General features: G+C 66.0%; 21 protein-coding genes. 17 read left to right on the forward strand and 4 right to left on the reverse strand.

What is annotated here, in order from left to right:
* Positions 1-192 precede the first annotated feature (192 nt).
* From C8K14_RS05985 to C8K14_RS06030, 10 genes are all read left to right on the forward strand, one after another.
* A complete protein-coding gene (locus C8K14_RS05985; protein WP_022675275.1) occupies positions 193-1,995 on the forward strand; it encodes a diguanylate cyclase in 1,803 nt (600 codons plus the stop codon).
* A 137-nt stretch (positions 1,996-2,132) separates the two neighbouring features.
* Positions 2,133-3,374 carry a lipoprotein-releasing ABC transporter permease subunit gene (locus C8K14_RS05990; protein WP_107716039.1) on the forward strand — a complete coding sequence of 414 codons (1,242 nt, stop codon included), beginning with the start codon at positions 2,133-2,135 and terminating at the stop codon, positions 3,372-3,374.
* A gap of 7 nt (positions 3,375-3,381) precedes the next feature.
* Entirely contained in the window at positions 3,382-4,056 is a 675-nt protein-coding gene (locus C8K14_RS05995) for an ABC transporter ATP-binding protein (RefSeq protein WP_022675277.1), read from the forward strand.
* 86 nt (positions 4,057-4,142) lie between these two features.
* Entirely contained in the window at positions 4,143-4,409 is a 267-nt protein-coding gene (locus C8K14_RS06000) for a hypothetical protein (RefSeq protein ID WP_107716040.1), read from the forward strand.
* 94 nt (positions 4,410-4,503) lie between these two features.
* Positions 4,504-5,007, forward strand: coding sequence for a glutathione peroxidase (locus C8K14_RS06005; RefSeq protein WP_199223694.1), 504 nt, complete (start codon positions 4,504-4,506; stop codon positions 5,005-5,007).
* Between the two features lie 269 nt (positions 5,008-5,276).
* The gene (locus C8K14_RS06010; RefSeq protein WP_233250929.1) at positions 5,277-7,136 is read left to right on the forward strand and encodes a DUF885 family protein; all 1,860 of its coding nucleotides are present in this window, start codon (positions 5,277-5,279) and stop codon (positions 7,134-7,136) included.
* 66 nt (positions 7,137-7,202) lie between these two features.
* Positions 7,203-10,796 (forward strand): DNA polymerase III subunit alpha, encoded by a 3,594-nt coding sequence (dnaE, locus tag C8K14_RS06015; RefSeq protein ID WP_107716042.1) that lies wholly within the window; start codon positions 7,203-7,205, stop codon positions 10,794-10,796.
* A 47-nt stretch (positions 10,797-10,843) separates the two neighbouring features.
* Positions 10,844-12,478 (forward strand): long-chain fatty acid--CoA ligase, encoded by a 1,635-nt coding sequence (locus tag C8K14_RS06020; RefSeq protein ID WP_107716043.1) that lies wholly within the window; start codon positions 10,844-10,846, stop codon positions 12,476-12,478.
* Positions 12,475-12,795 (forward strand): YbjQ family protein, encoded by a 321-nt coding sequence (locus C8K14_RS06025; RefSeq protein WP_022675283.1) that lies wholly within the window; start codon positions 12,475-12,477, stop codon positions 12,793-12,795. Before C8K14_RS06020 ends, C8K14_RS06025 begins: the two co-directional genes overlap by 4 nt.
* Positions 12,792-13,079 carry a hypothetical protein gene (locus C8K14_RS06030; protein ID WP_062782687.1) on the forward strand — a complete coding sequence of 96 codons (288 nt, stop codon included), beginning with the start codon at positions 12,792-12,794 and terminating at the stop codon, positions 13,077-13,079. The genes C8K14_RS06025 and C8K14_RS06030 overlap by 4 nt, the downstream gene beginning before the upstream one ends.
* 85 nt (positions 13,080-13,164) lie before the next feature.
* Here C8K14_RS06030 and C8K14_RS06035 read toward each other — a convergent pair whose 3' ends face one another.
* The 4 genes from C8K14_RS06035 to C8K14_RS06050 form a co-directional block, all read right to left on the reverse strand.
* The gene (locus tag C8K14_RS06035; RefSeq protein WP_107716044.1) at positions 13,165-14,235 is read right to left on the reverse strand and encodes a PA0069 family radical SAM protein; all 1,071 of its coding nucleotides are present in this window, start codon (positions 14,233-14,235) and stop codon (positions 13,165-13,167) included.
* 175 nt (positions 14,236-14,410) lie between these two features.
* On the reverse strand, positions 14,411-14,938 hold the full coding sequence (gene moaB / locus C8K14_RS06040; RefSeq protein WP_107716045.1) for a molybdenum cofactor biosynthesis protein B: 528 nt from the start codon (positions 14,936-14,938) through the stop codon (positions 14,411-14,413).
* Between the two features lie 15 nt (positions 14,939-14,953).
* On the reverse strand, positions 14,954-16,729 hold the full coding sequence (locus tag C8K14_RS06045) for a lytic transglycosylase domain-containing protein (protein ID WP_107716046.1): 1,776 nt from the start codon (positions 16,727-16,729) through the stop codon (positions 14,954-14,956).
* Positions 16,729-17,505 carry a hypothetical protein gene (locus C8K14_RS06050; RefSeq protein ID WP_107716047.1) on the reverse strand — a complete coding sequence of 259 codons (777 nt, stop codon included), beginning with the start codon at positions 17,503-17,505 and terminating at the stop codon, positions 16,729-16,731. The genes C8K14_RS06045 and C8K14_RS06050 overlap by 1 nt, the downstream gene beginning before the upstream one ends.
* Before the next feature lie 149 nt (positions 17,506-17,654).
* Between C8K14_RS06050 and C8K14_RS06055 the strand changes: the two genes are divergently transcribed.
* The 7 genes from C8K14_RS06055 to C8K14_RS06085 all read left to right on the forward strand — a co-directional run bounded on the left by C8K14_RS06055 (position 17,655) and on the right by C8K14_RS06085 (position 25,809).
* Positions 17,655-19,301: an electron transfer flavoprotein-ubiquinone oxidoreductase gene (locus C8K14_RS06055; RefSeq protein WP_022675289.1), complete on the forward strand. Its 1,647-nt coding sequence runs from the start codon at positions 17,655-17,657 to the stop codon at positions 19,299-19,301.
* A gap of 18 nt (positions 19,302-19,319) precedes the next feature.
* A complete protein-coding gene (locus C8K14_RS06060) occupies positions 19,320-20,117 on the forward strand; it encodes a 4-(cytidine 5'-diphospho)-2-C-methyl-D-erythritol kinase (protein ID WP_107716048.1) in 798 nt (265 codons plus the stop codon).
* The gene (locus C8K14_RS06065; protein WP_107716049.1) at positions 20,114-20,860 is read left to right on the forward strand and encodes an N-formylglutamate amidohydrolase; all 747 of its coding nucleotides are present in this window, start codon (positions 20,114-20,116) and stop codon (positions 20,858-20,860) included. Before C8K14_RS06060 ends, C8K14_RS06065 begins: the two co-directional genes overlap by 4 nt.
* Positions 20,861-20,947: 87 nt before the next feature.
* Complete coding sequence (ilvD, locus tag C8K14_RS06070; RefSeq protein ID WP_054131075.1) at positions 20,948-22,804, forward strand: dihydroxy-acid dehydratase; 1,857 nt, start codon at positions 20,948-20,950, stop codon at positions 22,802-22,804.
* Positions 22,804-23,199 carry a hypothetical protein gene (locus tag C8K14_RS06075; RefSeq protein WP_107716050.1) on the forward strand — a complete coding sequence of 132 codons (396 nt, stop codon included), beginning with the start codon at positions 22,804-22,806 and terminating at the stop codon, positions 23,197-23,199. Before ilvD ends, C8K14_RS06075 begins: the two co-directional genes overlap by 1 nt.
* Positions 23,180-24,604 (forward strand): NAD(P)H-hydrate dehydratase, encoded by a 1,425-nt coding sequence (locus tag C8K14_RS06080; RefSeq protein WP_107716259.1) that lies wholly within the window; start codon positions 23,180-23,182, stop codon positions 24,602-24,604. The genes C8K14_RS06075 and C8K14_RS06080 overlap by 20 nt, the downstream gene beginning before the upstream one ends.
* Entirely contained in the window at positions 24,601-25,809 is a 1,209-nt protein-coding gene (locus C8K14_RS06085) for a class I SAM-dependent RNA methyltransferase (protein WP_107716051.1), read from the forward strand. The genes C8K14_RS06080 and C8K14_RS06085 overlap by 4 nt, the downstream gene beginning before the upstream one ends.
* The last annotated feature ends 19 nt before the right edge of the window (positions 25,810-25,828 follow it).

Genomic DNA, 25,828 nt, shown 5'->3' on the forward strand with positions numbered 1-25,828 from the left:
CCAAAGGCAAGGGTGCGCGCAGCCCAGCCATTTGGCGTGGCCCGATTCAGGAGAAATTATCAATTCGCGCCATACAGTTGTTCAAGAGCGGCGATCACGGTGCGGCTGGTTTCCAAAACTTTACCATCGTATTGCGCGCTCAGCGCTGCCCCTTAGGTTGGAATTAACCATTTGGTGGCAGGTATAAGGGCCATGCAAACCGCCGTTCTTCCTCGGCCCCGTCTGGCCATAACCCCGGCAGCATCGCTGCGTGCCGCGCTCGTTACGGCACTCGCCTTTTTCATCAGTGCTTTCCTCGCCATCGAGTACAGCCGGCTGAGCGGCGGCGTGGCGATGGTGTGGGTTTCGAACGCGGTTCTCGCTTCGCGACTCAATGCATTGCCGACGCGGGTATGGCCAGCAACGATTGCCGCAACCGGCGTCGCCAGTTGGCTCGTCACCGGTTTGTTCGGGCTTGGCTGGCTGGCCGCGCCCGCGATGATGGTGATCAACCTGTTCGAGGGCGTGGTCGCCGCGGCGATCCTGCGCCGCCTCATGAAAGACCACTGGCCGCAAGACACTGCCGAATGGATGGCGGGCTACAGCCTGGGGATCGGCTTGTTCGTCCCGGTGATCGGCGCCATGCTGGCGGCGGTGATCGTATGGCTGACACTGGGCCAGCCGATGCGCGCCAGTTTCGTGGATTGGCTGGTGGGCCATTCGCTGGGCCTGTTGATTTTCCTGCCGGCGGGCAGCCTGTTGTGCCTGGCCTGGCAAACGCGCCAGCCGCTGGTGCCCAAGGGCAATGGCCTGCGCGCGCTGCTGCTGATCGGCGTGATGATCGTGCTGACGATCGCGGTGTTTTCGCAGATCGCCCGGCCCCTGCTGCTGTTTCCGCTGTTGCTCGTATTGTTCGGCGCGGTTTGGGCGAATGCCATTGTCGCCCTGACGCTGCCGATCATTCTGGCAACGGTGGGCGGGCTGATGACCGTGCTGGGCCACGGCCCGATTGCCGACATGCAACTGGCACCCACCGATCTGCATGTCCTGGCCGGGCGGTTGCAGTTCTTCCAGGTCTATCTGGGCATTACCGTGCTGGCCGTGCTGCCGGTGGTGGCCGAGCAGGAACGCCGCCGCCGCCGCATGCTCGATCTGGCGAACAGCGAGGCACGCTATCGCCTGCTGTCCGATCATGTGAGCGACGTGATCATCCACATGAGCCAGCGCGGCACGATCCGCTATGCCTCTCCCGCGATCACGCAATTGACCGGCCATGTGCCCGAACAACTCCACGGCGTGGATTTCCGCCAGATTGTGACGGAAGAGCACCGTGCCGCCGTGGCCGCTGCCTGGAATGCTGCCTTGGCCAGCCCGGGTGAACCGGTGGCGGTGGAGTTCCTGGGCCTGCCGCTGGGTGGCCCAGCGCGCTGGTTCGAGACCCATTTCCGCGCCGTGACCAACGAAAAAGGCGAGATCGATGGGCTGGTCTGCGTGACGCGCGACATCGCTCAGCGCAAGCGCATCGAGGAAGACCTCTCGCGCGCCGCGCTGACCGATCCGTTGACCGGTATTCCCAACCGCCGCGCTTTCTTCGAAACCGCCGAGCGCGTCGGCGCATTGGGCGTGCCTTCGGCGCTGGCGGTGGTGGACATCGACTATTTCAAGCAGGTCAACGATCGCTATGGCCATGCCGTGGGCGATCGCGTGCTGCGCGCCTTTGCCGAGGCGGCCGTGGCGGCCGTGCGCTCGACCGATTTCGTGGCCCGCATCGGCGGGGAGGAATTTGCCGTCCTGCTGCCCGATACCGAACTGGTTCACGCCGAAAAGGTGTGCCAGCGCCTGGCCAAGGCGGTAAACGCGCTGGCCGTGGATACGCCGCAAGGCCCGGTCAAGATTACCATCAGCGCCGGCATCGCGGCGCTGGGTAGCCATCCTGATGCCGCCCTGGCGGCGGCAGACAGCGCGCTCTATCGCGCCAAGGCCGAAGGCCGCGCCCGGCTGCGCGTGGCAGCCTGAAAGGGCTTGGCAGCACCAAACGCGGGAACCATCGCGGCACTTCATGATTGGGCAGGGGCGTCTTGCCCTGTCGTGCCCGCCGTCCTAAAGCCGCGGCCGACAAATCCGTCCAGTTCCAGCGCGAAAGTGTGCCGCCTTTGATCCTCTCGCCTTTCGAATGGACCATCGCCAAGCGTTACATGCTACCCGGACGCGGAGAAGCGTTTATTGCCATGGTGGCCGGCATCAGCCTGGCCGCCGTGATGCTGGGCGTGGCTGCGCTGGTGATCGTGATGAGCGTCATGAACGGCTTTCGCGCCGAACTGCTCGACAAGATCGTGGGCCTCAACGGCCACGCCGTGATCCAGGCCTATGGCGGGCGGCTGGAAGATTGGCAGGATATCCTGGCCAAGCTGGAAAAGACGCCCGGCGTCACCCGCGCTTCCCCGCTGATCGAGCAGCCGCTCTTGGCCAGCTTCAACGGCCGGGTGGAAGCCATCCTGGTGCGCGGCAATACGTCGAAGGACATCAATCGTCTGTCGGACAAGCTCAAGGCCGGCAACCTGGCCGCCTTGCAGCCCGGCAGCGACAACGTGGCAATCGGGTCGCGCCTGGCCGAAAGCCTGGGCGCGCAGGTGGGTGACACGATCACGATCATCAACCCCGCTGGTCGCTCCACCCCATTTGGCACGGTGCCGCGCCAGGTGGGCTACAAGGTCGCCGCGATCTTCGAGATCGGCGTCTACGATTACGACAATGCCTTTGTCGTCATGCCCATCCCTGATGCGCAGACCCTTCTGCTCACCGGCGATTCCATTGGCATGATTGAAGTGACGACCACCGACCCCGATACGGTGATGACCACGCTTGGCCCGCTCAAGAAGCAGCTGGAAGGCCGCGCGCAGATCACCGACTGGAAGACGATCAACGCCAGCCTGTTCGAGGCCCTGGCCGTGGAACGCGTGGCGATGTTCGTGGTGCTGTCGATCATCGTGCTGGTCGCGGTGTTCAACATCCTTTCGTCGCTGATCATGCTGGTTCGCGCCAAGACGCGCGACATCGCGATCCTGCGCACGATGGGGGCATCGCGGCGCAGCCTGCTCAAGATCTTCATGGCTATCGGCTTTGTCATCGGCGCGCTGGGGACGATCGTGGGCCTCGCGCTCGGCTTCGTGTTTCTCTATTTCCGCCAGCCGATCGTGCATCTGGTGGAACTACTCACCGGCCAGAATCTGTGGGACCCTTCGATCCGTTTCCTGACCGAACTGCCCAGCCGCAGCGACCCGGTGGAAATCATCGTGATCGCGCTGATGGCGCTGGTCCTGAGCTTCCTTGCCACCCTCTATCCCGCCTTGAAGGCGGCCAGCACCGATCCGGTGCAGGTGCTTCGTTATGAATGAGACGGCCATGAACCAACCCGTCGTCCGCCTGCGCAACCTGCGCCGCAGTTTCGAGCAGGGAGGCGTGCGCATCGACGTGCTGCGCGGTGTGAACCTCGATATCCGCCCCGGCGAAATCGTCGCGCTGCTCGGGCCATCGGGCTCGGGCAAGTCCACCATGCTGCAGGCCGTTGGCCTGCTCGAAGGCGGCTTTGAAGGCATGATTGAGATTGCCGGAACAGATGCGGCCAAGCTCAACGGCGATGCCCGCACCGTGTTGCGCCGCGATCACCTGGGTTTTGTCTATCAATTCCACCATCTTCTGCCCGATTTCAACGCCACCGAAAACGTCATCCTGCCCCAGCTCGTTTCGGGCAAGGCGGAGCGGGAGGCGCGCGAGCGGGCGACCGAACTGCTCACTGCGCTGGGCCTGGGCCACCGCCTCGACCATCGCCCCAGTCAGCTTTCGGGCGGCGAACAGCAGCGCGTTGCAGTGGCACGCGCGCTGGCCAATCGGCCGGCGCTGGTGCTGGCCGATGAGCCAACCGGCAATCTGGACGAGGCGACCGCCGACCGCGTGCTCGACGAATTTCTCAAGCTGGTGCGCGGCGAGGGCAGCGCGGCGCTGGTCGCCACGCACAACGAACGGCTTGCCGTGCGCATGGACCGGGTCATGCGTCTGAACGAGGGCGTCCTGGTGTAAGCCCAGGTTCACACAGGTATTGCTTTGCTATGGAAACCGGAGGACGCTTTGTGCGTTGCCGGGGAACCCAAGGAGGGTTTTATCAGATGAATACCACAATTCGTGCCGAAGGCCGCGCAGGTGCCCAAGATATCTGGAACGATCACGCTACGATCGTGACGCGCGATGCCGCGGGCAGCGTGCTGCATGGCTTTGCCGTGCTGCATTCGGGCAGCTTTGCTGAAATGGTCCGCATGATGGGCCGCATGCCCGAAGCCGATCGCAACGACCTCGTCATCGAAAAGTCCGGTGATCGCAGCTATGGCCCGGCCGAAGCGTTGGAACTGTTCAAGCGGGCTGACTTCCCGCTTTAATGCGGTGAACCAAGGCGTTGATTTCGGGGGCCAAGCCGTGGCAACACGGCATGGAGACGGGACCGACCCGGAGCGATGCCTGCGGAGCAATGCCATGCATGATTCTGCCATAAGCGAGCCGAAGACCATTGCCGATTTCGACGCGCGCTTGCCCAATGGTGAGCGGGTCAGCTTGGCCGACCGGGTCGGCAAAGTCGTACTGGTGGTGAACACCGCATCGAAATGCGGTTTTACCCCGCAATACGAAGGCCTGGAAACGCTATGGCGCCGTCACCGCGATGCCGGGTTCGAAATCCTGGCGTTTCCCTGCAACCAGTTCGGCGCGCAAGAGCCCGGCTCGGCTGACGAGATCGCCAGCTTTTGCCAGGTGAATTTCGGCCTGAGCTTTCCCCTGATGGCCAAGGTTGACGTCAACGGCGACGAGGCCGAACCCTTGTTCGATTGGCTCAAGGCGCAGGCGCCCGGCGTTTTGGGAACGAAGGCGATCAAATGGAACTTCACCAAGTTCCTGATCGATCGCAACGGCCATGTCGTGCGCCGCTATGCGCCCACCGACAAGCCCGAGGCGATCGAGGCTGACATTGTCGCTTTGCTTTGATGGCGTGCGAACGAATTAAGGAGCGGGGCCCCGGATCAAGTCCGGGGTGACGAGACATACGTGTGGTATAGAATTAACGTCACCCCGGACTTGATCCGGGGTCCCGCTGCTCTTCGGCCCTAGGCCGCATGCTGTGATCACCCGTCCGTGAATTGCGCATACCCCTTGCGGCGTTCCAGGCTCCTTCCGCAGCCCAGCTTGTTTCGGTTGTAAACAGTTGGAGGTTTTGTACAAAAACCCCAACCGCACAATCGACGCAGGGGGCAATCATGATCAAGCCAATTCACGCCATGCTGGCTGCCACAGCCATGGTGTCATGCCTGGCAGGCGGCGCTGCGCTGGCGCGTGATACGTCCACCGCGCCTGCCGCCACCGCGCCAGCCAGCGCAGCCGCAGCGCAGGATGCGCGCCTGGCGGCATTTCTCGACAAGGAATTTACCGCTGAATTGGCGCTGCGGCCGCAGCTGGCTACGCGCCTGGGCCGCAAGGAGGGCATGGATCGGCTGGACGACAACAGCGACGCGGGTGTGTTGCGCCGCCTGGAATGGCGGCGGGGCAGTGTTGCCCGGATGAAAGCCGCGTTTTCCCGCGATGCGCTCTCTCCCGAAGGTCGCATCAACTACGATATCTGGGCATTGGAACTCGATCGCGCCGAACTGCAATACCGTTTTCGCCGTTATCAGCCGCCGTTTTATTCCTACCTCTATTCCGTCCACGCCGAACTGCCCAATTTCCTGATCAACACGCACCAGGTGCAGGACGCTTCAGACATGGCGGCCTATATCACGCGGTTGCGCGCGATCCCGGCGGTGCTCGACACCGCGATCGGCCAATCCACCCAATCGGCGGCGATGGGCATCTTGCCGCCGCGGTTTCAGCTGGAGCGCGTGATTTCCGGCAGCAAGGGTCTGATCACCGGCGCGCCGTTCGACAACGGCCCGGCCTCGCCCTTGCTCAACGATGCCGAAACCAAGATCGCCAAACTGCTGGCGGCCAAGGCGATTTCGCCGGTGCAGGCAGCCCAGCTGACCGAGCAGGCTGTCGATGCGGTGCGCGCCTTGCAGCCAGCCTATGAGCGGGTAATCGCCTGGGCGCAGGGCAATCTGGACAAGGCGCGTTCGGGCGTGGTCGGCGTCGGCACGCTGCCGGGCGGGGCAGACTGGTATGCTGCGGCGCTGCGCCTCAACACCACGACCGACCTGACGCCCGAACAAATTCACCAGACCGGCCTTGCCGAAGTGACGCGCATCAATGCCGCTGAAGATGCCCTGGCGCGCAAGGGCGGGTTTGCCGATGCTGCTGCGCTGCGGGCCGATATCGTCGCGAAGGACCCGCCGCGCCCGTGGACCGACGAACTGCGCGCGGCGCGCCTGGCCAAGTCCAACGCCATCGTCAATGCCAACCGGGCCCTGTTGCCCAAGGTGTTTACCATGCTTCCTGCCTATGGCACCGAAGTGGTGCGCGAGCCGGCGTTCAGCGAGGTGGCCGGTGGCGCTGCGCATGCCGCCTTTGCCAGCGCCGATGGCAAGCGCCCAGGACGCGTATGGCTCCACATGCTGGGCGAGAAAGACCCTGATGCCACGCTTTATACGCTGATGTGCCACGAGGGCATTCCCGGCCACTTGATGCAGGGCGATATCCAGGTGCGGCAGACCGGCACGCCGCAGTTCCGCAAGGCCTATACCTATGTCGCGTTCAGCGAGGGCTGGGCGCTCTATGCCGAGCGGCTGTGCAGCGAAATGGGGGCGTTCCCCGATGCCGCCGCCGATCTGGAGCGGCTGGACGCCGAACTGTTCCGCGCTGCGCGCCTTGTGGTGGACACCGGCATCCATGCCAAGGGCTGGTCGGAAGATCAGGCGGTGCAATACCTGATCGATACCGCGCATCTGCCGGCGCAGCAGGCCCGTTCGGAAGTGCGGCGCTATATCACCGTGCCGGGGCAGGCGACCGGCTACAAGGTGGGCATGCTGCGAATCGTCGCGCTGCGGGAAAAGGCGCAGGCGGTCCTGGGCACCAAGTTCGATCTGCGCGGCTTCAACGATCTGGTGGTGAGCGCCGGTTCGGTGCCGCTGTCGGTGCTGGAAGGACGGGTTGACGCCTGGATTGACGGCCAGCGGGCCAAGGGGTGATGCTTATCTGTTGATGAGGGCACGCAGCCCCTCAAAATCGGGCGAAGGCCATGCTATCTTTATGCCATGGCCTTCGCACCCTTCGTTCCGCTGCGCGTCTTCTCGTCGTACACCATGCTGGACGGGGCGATCGACCCCAAGGCGATTGCCAAGACCGCGGAAAAGCGCGGGTTTCCCGCCGTTGCCATTACCGACCGCAACGGCCTTTACGGCAGTGCTGCCTTTGCCAAGGCGTGCAAGGACGGCGGCGTCCAGCCGATCATCGGCACCATGCTGGCCGTCGCCCGCCCCGAACGCGAGGGCGCATCCAGCCCCGGCTTTGGCCCGCAGGCGCCAACGATCGATTGGCTGGCGCTCTATGCCCAGGATGCGCGGGGCTATGACAATATCTGCCACCTGGTCAGCCGGGCCCACCTCGATCGCCCGCTGGAGCATGCACCGCACGTGCTGCTGTCCGATCTGGAAGGCTATACCGACAGCCTGATCTGCCTGACCGCCGCGGGCGAGGGCGCGCTGGTGCGCCTGCTGGCCGGCGAACAGCAGTCTGCGGCCGAAGCCTATTGCACGCGGTTGCAGGCGCTGTTTCCCGATCGGCTCTATATCGAAGTGGCACGCCGCAACGAGGCCAGCGAGGAAGCAGCCGAAGAGGCGCTGATCGCGCTGGCCTATGCCCGCGAGCTGCCGCTGGTGGCGACCAATCCGGCCTGCTTTGCCGACGCGCAGTTCTATGATGCGCACGATGCCATGCTGTGCATCGCCAGTTCCACCCATGTCGACAGCCCGGATCGCCCGCGATCATCGGCACAATGGTGGATCAAGCCGATCGAGGCGATGCAGGAGCTGTTTGCCGACCTGCCCGAGGCATTGGCCAACACCCTGGTGGTGGCGCAGCGCACCGCCTGCATTCCGCCCAAGCGCAAGCCGATCCTGCCCAGCCTGGCTGGCGACAAGGAAGGGGAGGCGCTGGCCTGCGCGCGCGACAGCCGCACTGGCCTGGTCGAGCGGCTCAAGCCCTATTACCCGGAAAACTGCCACGCCGAATTGGCGCAAGTCCTGTGCCTGGAGCCCGAGGCAGAACCGGATGGCGCGGACTACCCCGAACTTGTCGCGGCGGGGGTGTGGGACGAGGTGCTGGAATACCGCAAGCGGTTGGAGTTCGAGGTTTCGATCATCAACCGCATGGGCTTTGGCGGCTACTTCCTGATCGTGGCCGACTTTATCAAGTGGGCCAAGGATCATGACATTCCGGTGGGGCCGGGGCGTGGTTCGGGCGCCGGCTCGCTGGTCGCCTGGGCGCTGACCATCACCGACCTTGATCCGATCAAGCTGGGCCTGCTGTTCGAACGCTTCCTCAACCCGGAACGCGTATCGATGCCAGACTTCGATATCGACTTTTGCGAAACGCGGCGTGGCGAAGTGATCCGCTATGTCCAGGCCAAATATGGCGCCGATCACGTGGCGCAGATCATCACATTCGGTAAGCTGAAAGCGCGCGCCGTGCTGCGCGATACCGGACGCATCCTGCAGATGAGCTATGGCCAGACCGACCGGCTGTGCAAGATGGTGCCCAACCATCCCACCGATCCCTGGACGCTGGAGCGTGCGCTCAACGGCGTGATGGAATTGAAGCGCGAGTATGATCGCGATCCCGAGGTCAAGCGCTTGATCGACCTGGCGCGCCAGTTGGAAGGCCTGCCGCGCAACAGCTCTACCCACGCGGCGGGCGTGGTGATCGGGGACCGGCCGCTGGCGCAACTGGTGCCGCTCTATCGCGATCCCCGGTCAGACATGCCGGTGACCCAGTTCGACATGAAGCATGTCGAGGACGCAGGGCTGGTCAAGTTCGACTTCCTCGGCCTCAAGACCTTGTCGGTGCTGCGCAAGGCAGTGGATCTGCTGGCCAAGCGGCAGATCACGATCGACCTGTCGCTGCTGCCGCTCGATGATGCGGCGGTCTATCGCCTGCTCCAGGTGGGTGACACGGTCGGTGTGTTCCAGCTGGAATCGGAAGGCATGCGGCGCACGCTGGCGGCGGTGAAGCCCACCAATTTCGGTGACATCATCGCGCTCGTCTCGCTCTATCGCCCTGGCCCGATGGACAACATTCCGCTGTTCGGACGCCGCAAGAACGGGCTGGAAGCGATTGAATATCCGCATGAAAAGCTGTCGGTCATTCTGGCGGAAACCTATGGCATTTTTGTTTACCAGGAACAGGTGATGCAGGCCGCGCAGATCCTGGCGGGCTATTCGCTGGGTGACGCTGACTTGCTGCGCCGCGCCATGGGCAAGAAGATCCAGGCGGAAATGGACCAGCAGCGCCTGCGCTTCGTGGCCGGGTGCAAGGAGGTTTCGCAGATCGAGGCGGGCAAGGCCAACGAACTGTTCGACTTGATCGACAAGTTCGCCGGCTATGGCTTCAACAAGAGCCACGCTGCCGCCTATGCCTTGCTGGCCTATCACACCGCGTGGTTCAAGGCGCATTACCCGCACGAATTCTATGCCGCGTCGATGTGCTTCGACATGCACCAATCGGAAAAGCTCAACATCTTTGTCGACGACATGCGCCGCAACGGCGTGGCGCTGGCGGGGCCTGACATCAACCATTCCGAAGCCGAATTCACCGTGGAGCGGACCGCCGATGGCCACGCCGTGCGCTATGCCCTGGCTGGCCTGCGCAACGTGGGGGAAAAGGCGATGGACGCGATCGTCGCGGAGCGGGAGGGGAGTGGCCCGTTCGCCTCGCTCGACGATCTGTTCAAGCGCATTCCCGCCGGCTCGATGAACCGGCGCCAGCTCGAAGCCTTGGCGGCAGCCGGCGCGCTCGATGGGTTGGAGCCGAACCGGGCCAAGATCATTGCCAACGCCGAACTGCTGATGGCCGTGACCGATGAAGCGGTGCGCAGCCGCACCTCTGGCCAGGGCGGCCTGTTTGGCGGCGATGGGCATGATCAGCCGGCCACGCGCCTGGCGGAAACCAAGCCATGGAGCCGCGCCGACCAGATGGCGGCCGAGCGCGAGAACTTCGGCTTCTATTTCGCCGCGCACCCGGTGGAGGAATACCGCGCCGTGGCGACGGCCAATGGTGCCCGCACCTATGGCAGCCTGATGGCGGGTTCTGGTGATGGCGGTGGCGCCGCGCGATCGGCGGCGGTCATGGCGGCGCTGGTGGAAAACGTCCAGAAGCGCAAGACCAAGCGCGGCAAGGACTTTGTCATGGCCGATTTTTCCGACAGCAGCGGGCTGTTTTCGGCCTCGTGCTTTGAAGAAACCCTGGTCGACGATTTCGTCGCCTGGGCGCGCGAAGGCACGTGCGTGCTGCTCAATGTCGAACTCGATCGGCCCAACCCTGACGAGCCGCCACGCGTGACCGTGCGCGGCGCCCGCCCGCTGTCGAGCGTGACCAGCGCGGCGCGCATGCACCTGACGCTGGACGTGACACGCGAGGATGCCCTGCGCGAACTGGCGCTGCTCTTGCCGCGCGAGCCCGATGGCAAGGGCGAAGTGATCGCCCGGCTGCGCACCGCGAGTGGGGCAGAGCCGCGGGTGCGGCTGGGGCGCAATTTCAAGCTCGACAGCGATTTGATCGAACGGCTGGTGCCGATCGAGGGGCTGGCCAACATGGCGCTGACGGCCAAGGCCGACCTGCGGCTGGTGAAATAACACGTCAGCCGGGCGACAAGACCCGGCAGTAACGAAAGGGCAGAGCGATGCTGGGCGGAATGCAGGACTGGCCGCTGCGCGTGGGCCGCTTGGTCGATCACGCCGCGCGAGAGCATGGCACGCGGGCGATCGTCAGCCGCTGGGCCGATGGCCGCGAAACCGAAACCACCTGGAGAGAGGTGCGCGACGATGCGGCGCGGCTGGCAGCCACGCTGCGCCGCGTCGGTGTTCAGCCCGGTGATCGCGTGGCCACGCTGGCCATGAACCACGCCCATCACCTGGCTGCCTGGTATGGCATTCCCGGCGCCGGGGCGGTGCTGCACACGGTGAACCCGCGCCTGTTCGACGATCAACTCGAATTCATCGTCAACCACGCCGAAGACCGGGTCATGCTGTTCGACTCGGTCTTCGCGCCGCTGGTCGAGCGGATGAAGTCGCGCTGGCCCAGCGTGGAGCACTACGTCTGCTTTGACAGCGACGGGCCTGCGCCGGCCTTTGCCGATTGGATCGGCGATGACCGCGCCGATTGGCTGGAGGGTGACGAGCGCGAAGCCTGCATGCTGAGCTATACCAGCGGCACCACGGGCAATCCCAAGGGCGTGCTTTATTCGCATCGGTCCACCGTGCTGCACGCGCTCTCGATGCTGCAACGGCAGGTGTTTGGCCTGGAAAGCCGCAGTGTGATGCTGCCGATCGTGCCGATGTTCCACGCGGCCTGCTGGGGCGCGCCGTGGGCAGCGGCCAGCGTGGGGGCCAAGCTGGTCTTTTCCGCCGTGGCCGAGCCGGCCGTGCTGTGCGATCTGCTGCATCGCCACGCGGTAACCGCCGTGGCGGGTGTGCCCACGGTCTGGCTGGGGCTGACGCAATATGTCGATGCCACGGCCGATGGCGCCTTTCCGCCGGCGCTGCGCGATGTGCTGTGTGGCGGATCGGCCCTGCCACGCACCCTGGTGGAGCGGTTCATGGCGGCGGGGCTGCGCGTCAGCCATGCCTGGGGCATGACCGAAACCTCGCCCATCGGCACGTCTGGCGGTGAGCCGTGGAACTGGGACACGCTCGATTTCCAGGCGCAGGTCTCGCTCAAGGCGATGCAGGGGCGCCCGCCGTTTGGCGTGGAGATGCGCTGCGTCGATCTGGGCGATGCCACGCGCGTGCTGCCCCGCGATGGCAAGACAGCAGGCGCGCTGCAGGTTCGTGGGCCGTGGGTGATCCAGCGCTATTTCAAGGCCGAGGCCGATGCCGTGGATGGCGACGGCTGGTTCGACACCGGCGATGTGGCGATTCTCCACCCCGAGGGCACGTTGCAGATCACCGACCGGACCAAGGACGTGATCAAATCCGGCGGCGAATGGATCAGCTCGGTCGATCTGGAAAACATCGCCGTTGGCCATCCGGCCGTGGCCGAAGCCGCCGCGATCGGCATTCCCCATCCGCGCTGGGACGAACGCCCGCTGCTGGTGGTGGTGCTGCGCCCTGGAATGACCGCCACGGCGGATGACCTGCGCGACTATCTGGCCAGCCGGGTTGCCAAATGGTGGCTTCCCGATGCCGTGGTCTTTGTCGAAAGCCTGCCGCACACCGGCACCGGCAAGATTTCCAAGAAGGATCTGCGCGCACAATTCCATGGCTTTTCATGGGATCAAGCGCCATCATCGGCGGCAATCAACGGGAGAGAACCATGATCGTCACGACCACCGAAAACATCGCCGGCCATGAAGTGGTGGAAAGCCTGGGGCAGGTTTTCGGCGTGGTGGTGCGCAGCCGCGGCCTGGCTGGCAACATCGTGGCGGGCCTGCGCACGATCATTGGCGGCGAGATCAAGGAATATTCGGCGCTGGTCGAAGATACGCGGCGCCACGCGATCGATCGGCTGGTGATGAATGCGCGGCTGATGGGTGCCGACGCCGTGGTGATGATGCGTTTCGATTCCGGCTCCATCGGCCAGACCATGAACGAGGTGGTGGCCTATGGCACGGCCGTGAAGCTGGCCAGGCCGTGACCGGCGGGGCGCGCATCGCCGCGCTGGTGACGGCGGGGCTGGTCGGCCTGGGCGGAGTGGCCCTGCATCTGGTGACGGGTCATGGCTGGGGCCTGATCGGCCTTGGCGCGGTGATTGCGTTGGGCACGCTGTTCGAAGGGCGTTACCGCGCGCGCCTGCCCGAAGGACAGGTGCAGTGGCAGCGCACCGGCGAGTGCGAAGTGGACGTGGAAACCGGCGCGGTGGTGGAAGTGTGGTACGATCCGCTGACCGGCGCGCGCAAGTATGAGCCGGTCGCGGATTAATTGGGCGCTCAGGTTTCCACCACCCCCAACCCCCTCCTCTTCAGAGGAGGGGGTTGGGGGTGGTGGAAATCATGCGCCGCACCTCTCAAAACAAGTTCATCTGCCCATCCCGCGAAGGCGCGCGGAACTGGCTGCAATCCAGATCGAGCCGCTCTTGCGGGATGCCGGCGCGGCGCAACGCCAGGCGAAAGCGGGTGCGGACGAGATCGGCCCAAACGCCCTTGGGCTTCATCCGGGTATGGAAGCTGGCGTCATAATCCTTGCCGCCACGCATCGATTGCACGGTGTGCATCACCTTGGCGGCGCGGTCGGGAAAATGGGTATCGAGCCATTCGCGGAACAGCGGCGCGACCTCGTGCGGCAGGCGCAGCATGATCCAGCTGGCCGAGCGCACGCCAAGGGCGCCGGCGTCCATCAGGATCTGTTCGAGGAACTGATCGGTAATGGCCGGGATGATCGGCGAGACGCCGACATGCGCGGGAACCCCGGCCTCCACCAAAGTACCGAGCGCCGCCATGCGCTTGGCCGGGCTGGCGGCGCGCGGTTCGAGCAGGCTGGACAGGCGCGGATCGAGGCTGGTGATCGAGATGCCGACCGCCACCAGCCGGCGCGCCGCCAGGGCGCGCAGCAGATCGAGATCATCCAGCACGCGCGCAGACTTGGTGGTGATGGTGACGGGGTGGCCCACGTCCAGGCACAGTTCCAGCACCTGGCGCGTGATGCGATAATCCCGCTCGATCGGCTGATAGGGATCGGTGTTGGTGCCCATGGCCAGCGGCCTTGGGCTATATCCGCGCTTGGCAAAGGCCTGGCGCAGAAGCACCGCCGCCTGCGGTTTGGCAAACAGCTTCGTCTCGAAATCCAGGCCCGGCGAGAGATCGTGATAGGCGTGGGTTGGCCGGGCGTAGCAATAGATGCAGCCATGCTCGCAGCCGCGATAGGCATTGACGCTGCGGTCAAACGGAATGTCGGGAGAGGCGTTGAAGGTGAGGACCGACTTGGGAAATTCCTCGGTCACTGTCGTGCGCAGGGGCGGGGCGGCGCCGTCGATATCGGGCGCCATGTCGCGCCAGTCGCCATCGGCCTCGCGCTGGGCAAGGCCAAAGCGCGTGGGCACCGCGCCGGATTGCGCACCCCTGCCTTTGATCGGTTGCATGCATGAGAACATAGCATGAACATGCGGGCAGGGGAAGGCTGATCCTCCCCGGCACGGGGAGGGGGACCGCCGCGAAGCGGTGGTGGAGGGGTGTTTGCCCCTCACACGGCGCGTCTGGTTGGCAATCCCCTCCACCACGCTTCGCGCGGTCCCCCTCCCCGGGCCGGGGAGGAGCTTACTTTTCGAGCAGCCTTGGCATCAGTTCGACGAAGTTGCAGGGGCGATTGCGGCTGTCGAGCTGTTCGGCGAGGATGCCGTCCCAGCCATCCTTCACCGCGCCGTTCGAGCCGGGCAGGGCAAAGATATAGGTGCTGCGCGCCACCACGGCGCAGGCGCGGGACTGGATCGTGCTGGTGCCGATGGTCTTGTAGCTGAGCCAGCGGAACAGCTCACCAAAGCCGGGAATGTCGCGGGTCTTTACCCGGTCGAGCGCCTCTGGCGTCACGTCGCGGCCGGTCAGGCCGGTGCCGCCGGTGATCACCACGGCATCGACCTTGGGATCGTCGATCCAGTTGTTGAGCCGCGTGGCGATGACGCCAGCATCGTCCTTGTCGATGCCGCGCGCCACCAGGGCGTGTCCGGCATCGCGAATGCGCTGGGCAAGGATGTCGCCCGAGGTGTCCTCATCCGGTCCGCGCGTGTCGGACACGGTGAGCAGGGCGATGTTGATCGGCTTGAAAGTGCGCGTCGTGTCTATGGCCATGGCGGCGTGATGCGCTCAATTCCCGCCCATCGCAACCCGGACATTGTCTGCGCCGGCCAGGCCCGGGAACTTGGGCCACAAGCCCTGGACCAGGCCGATCCGGCTATCCGACGGGCCACCGGCCTGACGTTCATACATCCAGTAGTTGCGCATCACGGCCGAAACATAGCCGCGCGTTTCCCAATAGGGGATCGATTCCATCCACAGCAGCGGATCACCCTGGTCCTTCACCTGGGTGTTCCAGCGCGCCACCGGCATCGGGCCGGCGTTGTAGGCGGCGATCACCTTGGGCAGCAGCCCGCCGGTGGCGCCATTGTCGCGCAGCCGCGTGAGGTAGGTCTGGCCAAACGCCAGGTTCACGCCGGGCAGATCAAGCTGGGTATCACGGCCCTGCATGACCGGATCGGCCCGTGCCATGTCACGCGCGGTGCCAGGCAGCACCTGCATCAGACCCTTGGCGCCAGCCGGGCTGGTCACGGCGGTGCGGAAGTTCGATTCCTGCAGCGAGTGGGCAAAGAGCAGCGCGGGATCGACTTTCCAGCCATTGGCCGGCACCCACTTGGGCGCGGGGAAGCGTGCCGCTTCATCGGCGCGCGCGCCAGCCGGGGCGTTATAGGCCATCCACAGCTGGGTGGATGGCAGGCCCAGGTCGCGCGCCAGGCGCGAAAGCGGGGCATACTGGCTGGGTGCACCGATCCGCGCCTGATAGCGCAGCACATCGTCGGCCAGACCATCCTCACCGATTTCAGCAAGCTGGACGGCGAGGCGCACATTGTTGACATCGCGAAGCGATTGCCAATCGGTAGCGGAGAAATCAGGCGCTGGGGGCGGCGTCGCGCTGCGCAGGCCCAGCGCCTCTGCGGCCATCATGCCATAGAGCGTGTCGCTGTTGCGGGCAGCCGCGCGCAGCATGCCGGACACCTTTTCCGGCTGGCGGCAGCGCACCATGGCGCGGCTGGCCCAGTAATAGCCGGCGGAAACCAGTTCCGGGTTGCTGCCCTGCGTCGCTGCCTGCTGGAACGCATCAGCCGCGGCCATGCAATCGTCCATGCGCCAGGCAGCGAGGCCGGCGGTCCACAGCGCCTCGGCCACCCATGGGCCAGAGCCGCCCTGCGTGGCGGACAGCGCGACGAGCCGGGCGTTGGCATCGTCGTTTTCGATGTAGAAGCTCCAGCCGACCTTCTGGCGCCATTCGGCGCGGGCGTCCGAGGAAAGGTTGGCGTCGATCCCATCGAGCAGCACGCGCGCGCCGGTGGGGTCATCAGCCTTGATCCGCTCTTGAATGGCCTGGGCCACGCTATCGGGCATCGTGCCATCGGCAATGCTGCGCGGGCGGGTGCGGCGCGGCGTGCTGGGCAGCGTGGCGAACGATTGCGCGCTGGGCGTTATCGGCAGCGAGATGGCCCCGCGCTTGAGCGCCAGGCGGCCGAGCTGGTCGGTCCACGGCAGATCGGGCGCGCGGGCGATCAGATCGGTGAGCGAGGCGAGATCCGCCTTGGGCGAGGTGGCAGCCAGATAATACTGCGCGCGGGCTACGGCCTGAAGCGGGCCATCGCTGCGCTGGGCCAGCATGGTCTGGACATTGATCCAGTCCTGCCGCTCGATCGCGGCGAACAGCTGGGTGTAATAGGTGCGGTCGTCCTGGCTGAGCAGGGTTGGCACCGCGGTGCGGTCTGCCCGGCTGCGGAAGTACTCCACGGCCGCGCTGTTGGCGTGTGCAGGCGCGGCCAGGCCGGCGATGCAGGCAAGGGCTGCAGCCGGCAGGCAAGCGCGGTGAAAGCGCCGGATCATCACGTCAGGTCTGTTCCCGTCCAGTCAAGCAAGCGGTTCCACAAGGCCGCCTTGTGCGCCGGGCGAGCCACGAGCGCCGCAAGATCGTATGCGAAAACCGCAGGTACGCATCCACCGTCATGGTTAAACTCTCGTAAATCGGCAGCATTATTCGGCAAGCTGTGGCCAAGAAGCGTTGAAATGCCGCTACGGCCCAGGATCAGCACGCGTTGGGGAGCTGCCAGCGCGGCGTGATGGGCGAGGAGTGCGCCCAGGCCTTCTGCCCGCAACTGGCCCCAATCGGGCATCGGCACATGCACCGGCAGGGCGGCGGCGCAATAGACCTGATCGCGTGCCAGGCCCAATGCGGCCAGCATTCCGTCCACTACCTTGCCGCCTCGGCCGCTGAGCAGGCCGGCCTCGTCATCCGCCTCGGGCATGGGCAACAGGATCATCAGCGGCGCGCCGGTCGGGCCAGCGGGTGCAATGCGGCGTGCCGGTGGGAAGGGCAGGCTGGGCGTTTCCAGCCACCAGGCGTGGAAATCATCAAGGGTTTGCGGCCAATCCCGCGCCAGGCCGCCCATCGCCGGCGGCGGTGGTGGCGGCGCAAAGCTGGCAGCGCCATTTCCGGCCTTGGCATTGGCCTTGGCCGCAGCCTTGCGGTCGCTTTCCAGCCAGGATTGCGGCGTATCGCTCAACATTCCATCGAGCCCGGCGTCGTCCCACCAAGCAAAGGCAGCGTCGACCAGGGCAGACAGGGAATGGCCGGCGGCCGTGCCGGCAGGGGGCTGGCTCATGCCGCAACCTGGGGCGCGATGCCTTTTTGTCTCATGAGGCAGCTTGTCATGCACACCCTATTGACCTTGGGCGCCCCAGCTTTCAAGGCTGCGCTGCATAATCGCGTGATTAACAGCCCACAGCACGAACGGGCGATGGAGCGGGGACGATGAGCGAACGGGAATCGATGCCTTATGACGTGGTGATCGTCGGTGGTGGGCCTGCAGGCCTGGCTGCCGCGATCCGGGTGAAGCAGCTCAATCCCGAACTTTCGGTGTGCATCCTGGAAAAGGGCTCCGAAATCGGCGCGCATATCCTGTCTGGCGCGGTGGTCGATCCCAAGGCGTTGGACGAACTGCTGCCCGAATGGCGCACCATGGGCTGCCCGATGGCCGAAGTGCCGGTGACCGACAACTGGCACTGGGTGCTGACCAAGACCAAGAAGTACGCCATCCCGCACTGGCCGATGCCGCCGTTCATGTCGAACGAGGGCAACTACACCGGTTCGCTTGGCAACCTGTGCCGCTGGCTGGCCGAACAGGCGACCGAACTCGGCGTGGAAATCTTCCCCGGCTTCCCCGCTGCCGAAGTGCTGTTCAACGAGGCCGGCGCCGTGATAGGCGTGGCCACGGGCGACATGGGCGTGGCCAAGGATGGCAGCCACAAGGGCGATTACCAGCCCGGCATGGAACTGCATGCCAAGTACACCCTGTTTGCCGAGGGTGCGCGCGGCAGCCTGACCAAGCGGCTCAAGCAGCATTACGATCTTGAGCGCGATTGCCAGCCGCAGGTCTATGGCCTGGGTATCAAGGAATTGTGGGACATCGATCCGGCCAAGCACGTGCCGGGCCGCGTGCTGCACACCCAGGGCTGGCCCCTTTCGGAAAGCAATTCGTGGGGCGGCGGGTTCCTCTATCACCAGGCCAACAACCAGGTGGCCTTGGGCTTTGTCACCGCGCTCGATTACGCCAACCCCTATGTCTATCCCTACGAGGAATTCCAGCGCTGGAAGCAGCACCCGGAAATCCGCGCCATCCTGGAAGGTGGCCGCCGCGTGGCCTATGGCGCGCGCGCGATCAACGAAGGCGGCTGGCAATCAGTGCCGCGCCTCTCGTTCCCCGGTGGCGCGCTGATCGGCTGCTCGGCCGGTTTCGTCAACGTGCCGCGCATCAAGGGCAGCCATACCGCGATGAAAAGCGGCATGCTGGCGGCCGAGGCGATCGTGGCGGCAGCCGCCGCCGGGCGTGAACATGACGACATGGTGGAATACGATGCCGCCGTGCGCGACAGCTGGATCGCCAAGGAACTCAAGCTGGTGCAGAACGCCCAGCCGCTGGTGTCGAAGTTCGGCGGTTCGTGGGGCACGATCCTGGCCGGGGCCGACATGTGGGCCCGCGTGCTCAAGGTCAATCCGGTCAAGGGCCTCAAGCATCATACCGATGCCGAGGCGACGCAGCGCGCCGATCTCTACAAGCCGATCGCCTATCCCAAGCCCGATGGTGTGATCAGCTTCGATCGCCTGACCAGCGTGTCGTTCTCGTACACCAATCACGAGGAAGACCAGCCGTGCCACCTGGTGTTGAAAGACCCCGAGGTGCCCACGCGCGTCAACCTGCCGCTCTATGCCGGGCCAGAGGCGCGGTTCTGCCCGGCGGGTGTCTATGAATTCGTGGGTGTGGAAGAAGGCACGCCGCGTTTGCAGATCAACGCGCAGAACTGCGTGCACTGCAAAACCTGCGACATCAAGGACAAGACCCAGAACATCGACTGGGTCACGCCCGAAGGTGGTGGCGGTCCCAATTATCCCAATATGTAAGGCCCCGTTGTTCAGACCATGCATGAAACGGCCTTTGCCAAGATCAACCTGGCGCTGCACGTTCGCGCGCGGCGCCAGGACGGCTATCACGCGCTGGAAACTGCGTTCGCCTTTGTCGATGCGGGCGATGAACTGGCAGTAAGCCCGGCAGCGCAGGATGCCTTGCGCGTGGTGGGTGAATTCGGCGGTGAACTGGCCGATCCGTTTGGCAATATCGTGGCCAAGGCGCTGACTACGCTGCCGCGTGAGCAAGGCTGGGCGGTCACGCTGGAAAAGCGCTTGCCGGTGGCGGCCGGGCTGGGTGGTGGATCGGCCGACGCCGGCGCGGTGTTTCGCCTGGTCGAGCGGGCGCAGGGCCTGCCGAAGGATTGGCACGCGCGCGCCGCTGCGCTGGGCGCCGATGTGCCCGCTTGCGTAGCGAGCCAAGCCTGCATCGGGCGCGGCACCGGCACCGAGCTGGAAGCGGTGGACAATGACTTGGCAGGGTGCCCGGTGCTGCTGGTCAATCCGCGCATTCCGCTGGCGACCGGACCGGTGTTCAAGGGCTGGGATGGCGTCGATCGCGGCCCGCTGCCTACCGGAAACCTGCGCACCATCGCGCTGGACGGGCGCAACGATCTGGAAGCACCGGCGCTGGCGCTGGTGCCGCAAATCGGTGAGGTGCTCGCCGCGCTGCGCGCCACGGGCGCCTGGCTGGTGCGCATGTCTGGGTCTGGCGCAACTTGCTTTGCGCTGTTTGACGATACGGCCGCGCGCGATGCCGCGCAGGCGGCCATGCCTGGCGCATGGTGGACGCTGGCCGGAGCGTTGCGATGAGCGCCGAGGCCTGGACCCTGTTGGGCACGCCCACAACAGGTGGGGTGCTGATCGTTTCCGACCACGCATCGGCGCGTGTGCCGGGCGATATCGATCTGGGCATCGATCCTGCCTTGTTGAGCCAGCATATGGCCATCGACATTGGCGTTGCCGGCATTGCCGCCATTCTGGCGCAAACCTCGGGCGTGGCGGCATTCCTGGGCGGGGTGAGCCGTCTGGTCTGTGATTTCAATCGCGATGCCGATGCGCCGGGCGTTGTGCCCGAAGCGAGCGACGGGCATGTGATCCCCGGCAACCGGCTCGACGCCGCTGCTCGCGCAGGGCGGCTGGCGCGGTTCTTCGATCCTTATCATACCGCGCTGGCGCGAATACTGGCGGCGAATGAACCGGCGCTAATCCTTTCACTGCATAGCTTTACGCCGCGTCTTTCAAGTGATCCCGAACAGCAGCGGCCATGGCATGTCGGCGTGTTGTACAACGACGATACGCGCGCCGCACATCTGGCGCTCAATTGGCTGGGTCAAGAGCCGGGCCTGTGCGTGGGCGATCAGCAGCCCTATTCGGGGCGTCTGCTCAATGCCACGATGAACCGCCATGCCGAGGCGCACGGGCGGGCGTATGTGGGGCTGGAACTGCGCCAGGATCTGATTGGCGACGCGGCGGGCCAGGCGGAGTGGGCCGCGCGGCTCTCCCGGTTGTTGCCAGCGGTGGTTGCGGGCCTCGCCAAAAAGTCGCAAATGTAACCTTGGACGCGTCGGCTCACGTGGAGTAGGGGCACGTGCTTGCGCCTGCGCGGCGCGAGAAAATTGCATGCCTGGAGTTTTCGAACAATGCCCGCCTACCGCTCCCGCACCTCTACCCACGGCCGCAACATGGCGGGCGCGCGCAGCCTGTGGCGCGCAACGGGGATGAAGGATGGCGATTTCGGCAAGCCGATCGTCGCCGTGGTAAACTCGTTCACGCAGTTCGTGCCGGGCCACGTCCACCTCAAGGACCTGGGCCAGATGGTGGCGCGCGAGATCGAGGCTGCGGGCGGCGTTGCCAAGGAATTCAATACCATCGCGGTGGATGATGGCATCGCCATGGGCCACGACGGCATGCTCTATTCGCTGCCGAGCCGCGATCTGATTGCCGACAGCGTGGAGTACATGGTCAACGCGCACTGCGCCGACGCCATGGTGTGCATCTCCAACTGCGACAAGATCACGCCGGGCATGCTGATGGCGGCGATGCGCATCAACATTCCCGTGGTGTTCGTGTCGGGCGGGCCGATGGAAGCCGGCAAGGTGGTGCTGCGTGGCAAGGAACACGCGCTCGATCTGGTCGATGCCATGGTCGTGGCCGCCGATGACAACTACACCGACGAGGAAGTGGCTGATATCGAGCGGTCGGCTTGCCCGACCTGCGGCTCTTGCTCCGGCATGTTCACCGCCAATTCGATGAACTGCCTGACCGAAGCACTCGGCCTGTCCTTGCCCGGCAACGGCTCCACCCTGGCCACCCATGCCGATCGCCAGCGCCTGTTCCTGGAAGCAGGTCGCCTGGCGGTGGACCTGTGCAAGCGCTATTACGAAGAGGGTGACGAGAGCACCCTGCCGCGCTCGATCGCCAACTTCCGCGCGTTTGAAAACGCGATGAGCCTGGATATCGCCATGGGCGGTTCGACCAATACTGTTCTGCACCTGTTGGCCGCCGCGCACGAGGCCGGGGTCGATTTCACCATGGCCGACATCGATCGCCTGTCGCGCCGGGTGCCGGTGCTGTCCAAGGTGGCGCCCGCCAAGAACGACGTGCACATGGAAGACGTGCACCGTGCCGGCGGGATCATGGCGATCCTGGGCGAACTGGACCGCGCCGGGCTGCTGCACACCGATACGCCCACGGTGCACGCCCGCACCATGGCCGATGCGCTGGCGCAGTGGGACGTGGCGCGCACCAATGCGCCCTCGGTACAGGAGTTCTATCGCGCGGCCCCTGGCGGCGTGCCCACGCAGACCGCATTCAGCCAGAGCCGCCGCTGGGCCGAGCTGGACCTCGATCGCGAAAACGGCGTGATCCGCAGCGCCACCCATGCCTTCAGCCAGGACGGCGGGCTGGCCGTGCTGGCCGGCAACATCGCCGCCGACGGCTGCATCGTGAAAACAGCGGGCGTGGATGAAAGCATCCTCACGTTCACCGGCCCGGCCAAGGTCTATGAAAGCCAGGACGCCGCGGTGACCGCGATCCTCACCGGCCAGGTGGTGGAAGGCGACGTGGTGCTGATCCGCTATGAAGGGCCCAAAGGCGGCCCCGGCATGCAGGAAATGCTCTATCCCACCAGCTATTTGAAGTCCAAGGGCCTGGGCAAGGCCTGCGCGCTGGTGACGGACGGGCGCTTTTCGGGCGGCAGCTCGGGCCTGTCGATCGGCCACGTCTCGCCCGAGGCGGCCGAGGGTGGAGCGATCGGCCTAGTGGAAACCGGTGACCTGATCGCCATCGACATTCCTGGCCGCAAGATCGACGTGCTGGTGTCGGCCGATGAACTCGCCCGCCGTCGCGCCGCGATGGAGGCCAAGGGCGCCGATGCCTGGCAACCGGCCAAGCCGCGCGCGCGCAAGGTTTCGGTGGCGTTGCAGGCCTATGCCGCGATGACCACGAGCGCGGCGCGCGGCGCGGTGCGCGATCTGGCGCAGTTGAAGCGGAGCTGATGCTGCGCGCGGCCGCCCTGCTGCCGCTGCTGGCGCTGGCTGCCTGCGGGCAGGGCGCCGGCTCTGCGCCGGAACGGCCGATGGTCACTATCGAATGCGCCACCGATGGCGCCACGGCCTTTGCGCGCGATTGCAAGGTGGAGCCGGTGATGGAACAGGGCCGGCACCTGTTGGTCGTGCACCATCCGGCTGGCGGATTTCGCCGCCTGCTCAAGGTCGATGACGGGCGCGGCGTGGTGACGGCAGACGGTGTGGTGCCTGCCCAGGTGGCGTGGCTGGCCGATGGCCGGCTGGAAGTGACGGTGGGCAGCGACCGCTATCGCTTTCCCGCCAAAGTGAAGGCCGACGCCCCGGCCAGTGCCCCGGCTGGACCCGATGCTCCCGCCAAGCCCTGACCCTGCGCAAATCCTCACCGTCGCGCAGATGCGCGCCGCCGAAGACGCCCTGATCGCCGCTGGAACCGATGTCCATGCGCTGATGCAGCGGGCCGGGCGCGGCGCCGGGGAATGGGTGCGCCGGGTGGCGGCCGGGCGGCGCGTGACCGTGCTGTGCGGGCCGGGCAACAACGGCGGCGATGGCTATGTCATCGCGCAATATCTGGCCGAGGCGGGCTTGCGCGTGTGCGTGATCGCGCCCAGGCCGCCCGCCACTCCGGCGGCGCAGCGGGCGCGGGCGCTGTATGCCGGCACCGTTATGGAAAGCGCGGCTGACGGGCTGGGCGGGGTGCTGGTCGATTGCCTGTTCGGCAGCGGGCTGGCCCGGCCGCTGGACGATGCATCGGCGGCGATGCTGGCGCAACTGGCCGCGCGGCACGCCTATCGGATCGCGATCGATGTGCCCAGCGGCGTGGCCAGCGATAGCGGCGAATGCCTCAATCCCGGTCTGCCCGATTGGCATCTGACCGTGGCGCTGGGCGCATGGAAGCACGCCCACTATGCCATGCCGGCCTGCGCCACGATGGGCGCGCTGCGCCTGGTCGACATCGGCGTTGCGGCCGTGCCCGGCGCGGCGCACGTGCTGGCACGGCCAGTCTTGGCAGCGCCAACGGCCGATGCGCACAAGTATCGCCGGGGCTTGCTGGGCATCGTGGCCGGTGCCATGCCCGGCGCGGCGCTTCTGGCGGCCACGGCCGCGCTGCGCGGTGGGGCAGGCTATGTACAGGTCTTGGCGGGCGAAAGCGCGCTATCCGGGCCGCCGCCGGAACTGGTGGTGCGTGACACTGCCGAGCAAGCGGCGCTGGCAGCCGCGTTAGACGATAATCGCTTTGCCGCGTTACTGGTGGGGCCGGGGCTGGGCCGCGATGGCGTGGCGCGGGCTCGCCTGGCTGCAGCGCTTGGAGCAGGCCGGCCCATGGTGATTGATGCCGATGCGCTGGTCTTGCTGGTGCCGGCGATGCTGCGGGGAACACCCTTGGTGTTGACCCCGCATGATGGAGAGATGCAGGTTTTGGAACGCAATTTTGGACTTTCCGGCACGGGTGACCGGCGCGCGCGCGCCGTGGCACTGGCGCAAGCCGCCCGCGCTGTGGTGATTCTCAAGGGACCGGACAGTGTGATCGCCGCGCCCGATGGCGCTGTGACGGTGGCGCCGCGCGCGTCGTCGTGGCTGTCGGTGGCCGGCAGCGGCGATGTGCTGGCTGGCACCGTTGCCAGCCGCCTGGCCGTGCTGCGCGATCCGCATCGCGCCGCGCAGGAAGGGCTGTGGCTCCATGGCGAAGCAGCGCGCTTGGCCGGCCCGGCCTTTACCAGCGGCGATCTGGCCCACGCCATTGCCGGTGCGATGCAACAGGTGCTGGCATGAGCGCGGCACCGATCGTGCGCGTTGCCGCCAAGGGTGAGGGCGCTACGGCCGATGGCCGCTATGTCGCACTCTCTGCCCCCGGTGACATGCTGGAGGCCGATGGCACGCTGACCTGGGGGCCCAACCACGTCGAGCCGCCCTGCCGGCATTTCCCGGCCTGCGGTGGCTGCCAGTTGCAGCATCTTTCGGAAGCTGCGCTGATCGATTTCGTCGGCAGTCGTGTGATCGGCGCGGCCAAGGGGCAGGAACTGGACCCCGGCACGCCCGCGCCAACCCACCTTTCGCCGCCGCGCACCCGCCGCCGCGCCACCCTGCATGCGCAGGCAATTGGCCGCCGCGTGGTGCTGGGCTTTCGCGAGGGTGGCAGCCACAAGACCATTGATATGCGCGAATGCCATGTCATCGCGCCCGAGTTGATGGCGCTGGTGGCTCCGCTGCGCACGCTGCTGGAAAGCTGGCAGGATCGTAAGCTGGCGGTAGACGTGGAACTGACGCTGGCCGATCAGGGCGTGGCCGTGGGCTTTTCCGGCCTGGTCGCTGATAACCTGGCGCGGACCGAGGCGTTGCTCGATTTCGCCCGCGATCACCGCCTGGCGCGGCTGACGATCGACACCGGCTATGGCCCGGAAACCACGTGGGAGCCCGATCCTGCGACGATCACACTGGGTGGCACCGCCGTTGGCCTGCCGCCGGGGGCATTCCTGCAGGCCACGGCCGATGGCGAAGCGGCGCTTGTCGCCGTCGCGCAGGGCTGGCTGGCCGGCGCCAGCACAGTCGCCGATCTCTTCGCCGGGTTGGGCACGTTTGCCTTTGCTTTGGCCGGGCCGGGCACCAAGGTGCTGGCGGTGGAAGCCGCGCGCGACGCGCATCTCGCCTGCCAGGCGGCGGCGCGCAGCCAGGGCCGTCCGGTGCACGCGCTGCACCGCGATCTGTTCCGCAATCCGCTGCGGGCCGAAGAACTGAACCGCTTCGCTGCCGTGCTGCTCGATCCGCCGCGCGCCGGCGCGCGCGAGCAGGTGGGGCAGATCGCGGAATCAACCGTGGCGCGGGTGGTCTATATCAGCTGCAACCCGGCCAGCTGGGCCCGTGATGCGGCAACGCTGGTGGCGGCTGGCTATCGCCTGGAAGGGCTCAAGGCTGTGGGCCAGTTCCGCTGGTCCACCCATGTCGAACTGGCGAGCCTGTTCGTGCGCGCAGGCGCCTGATCAGGGCCGGCGCAACCCA

The sequence above is a fragment of the Novosphingobium sp. GV079 genome, from assembly GCF_003058045.1.
GTDB classification, from domain to species: Bacteria; Pseudomonadota; Alphaproteobacteria; order Sphingomonadales; family Sphingomonadaceae; genus Novosphingobium; species Novosphingobium capsulatum.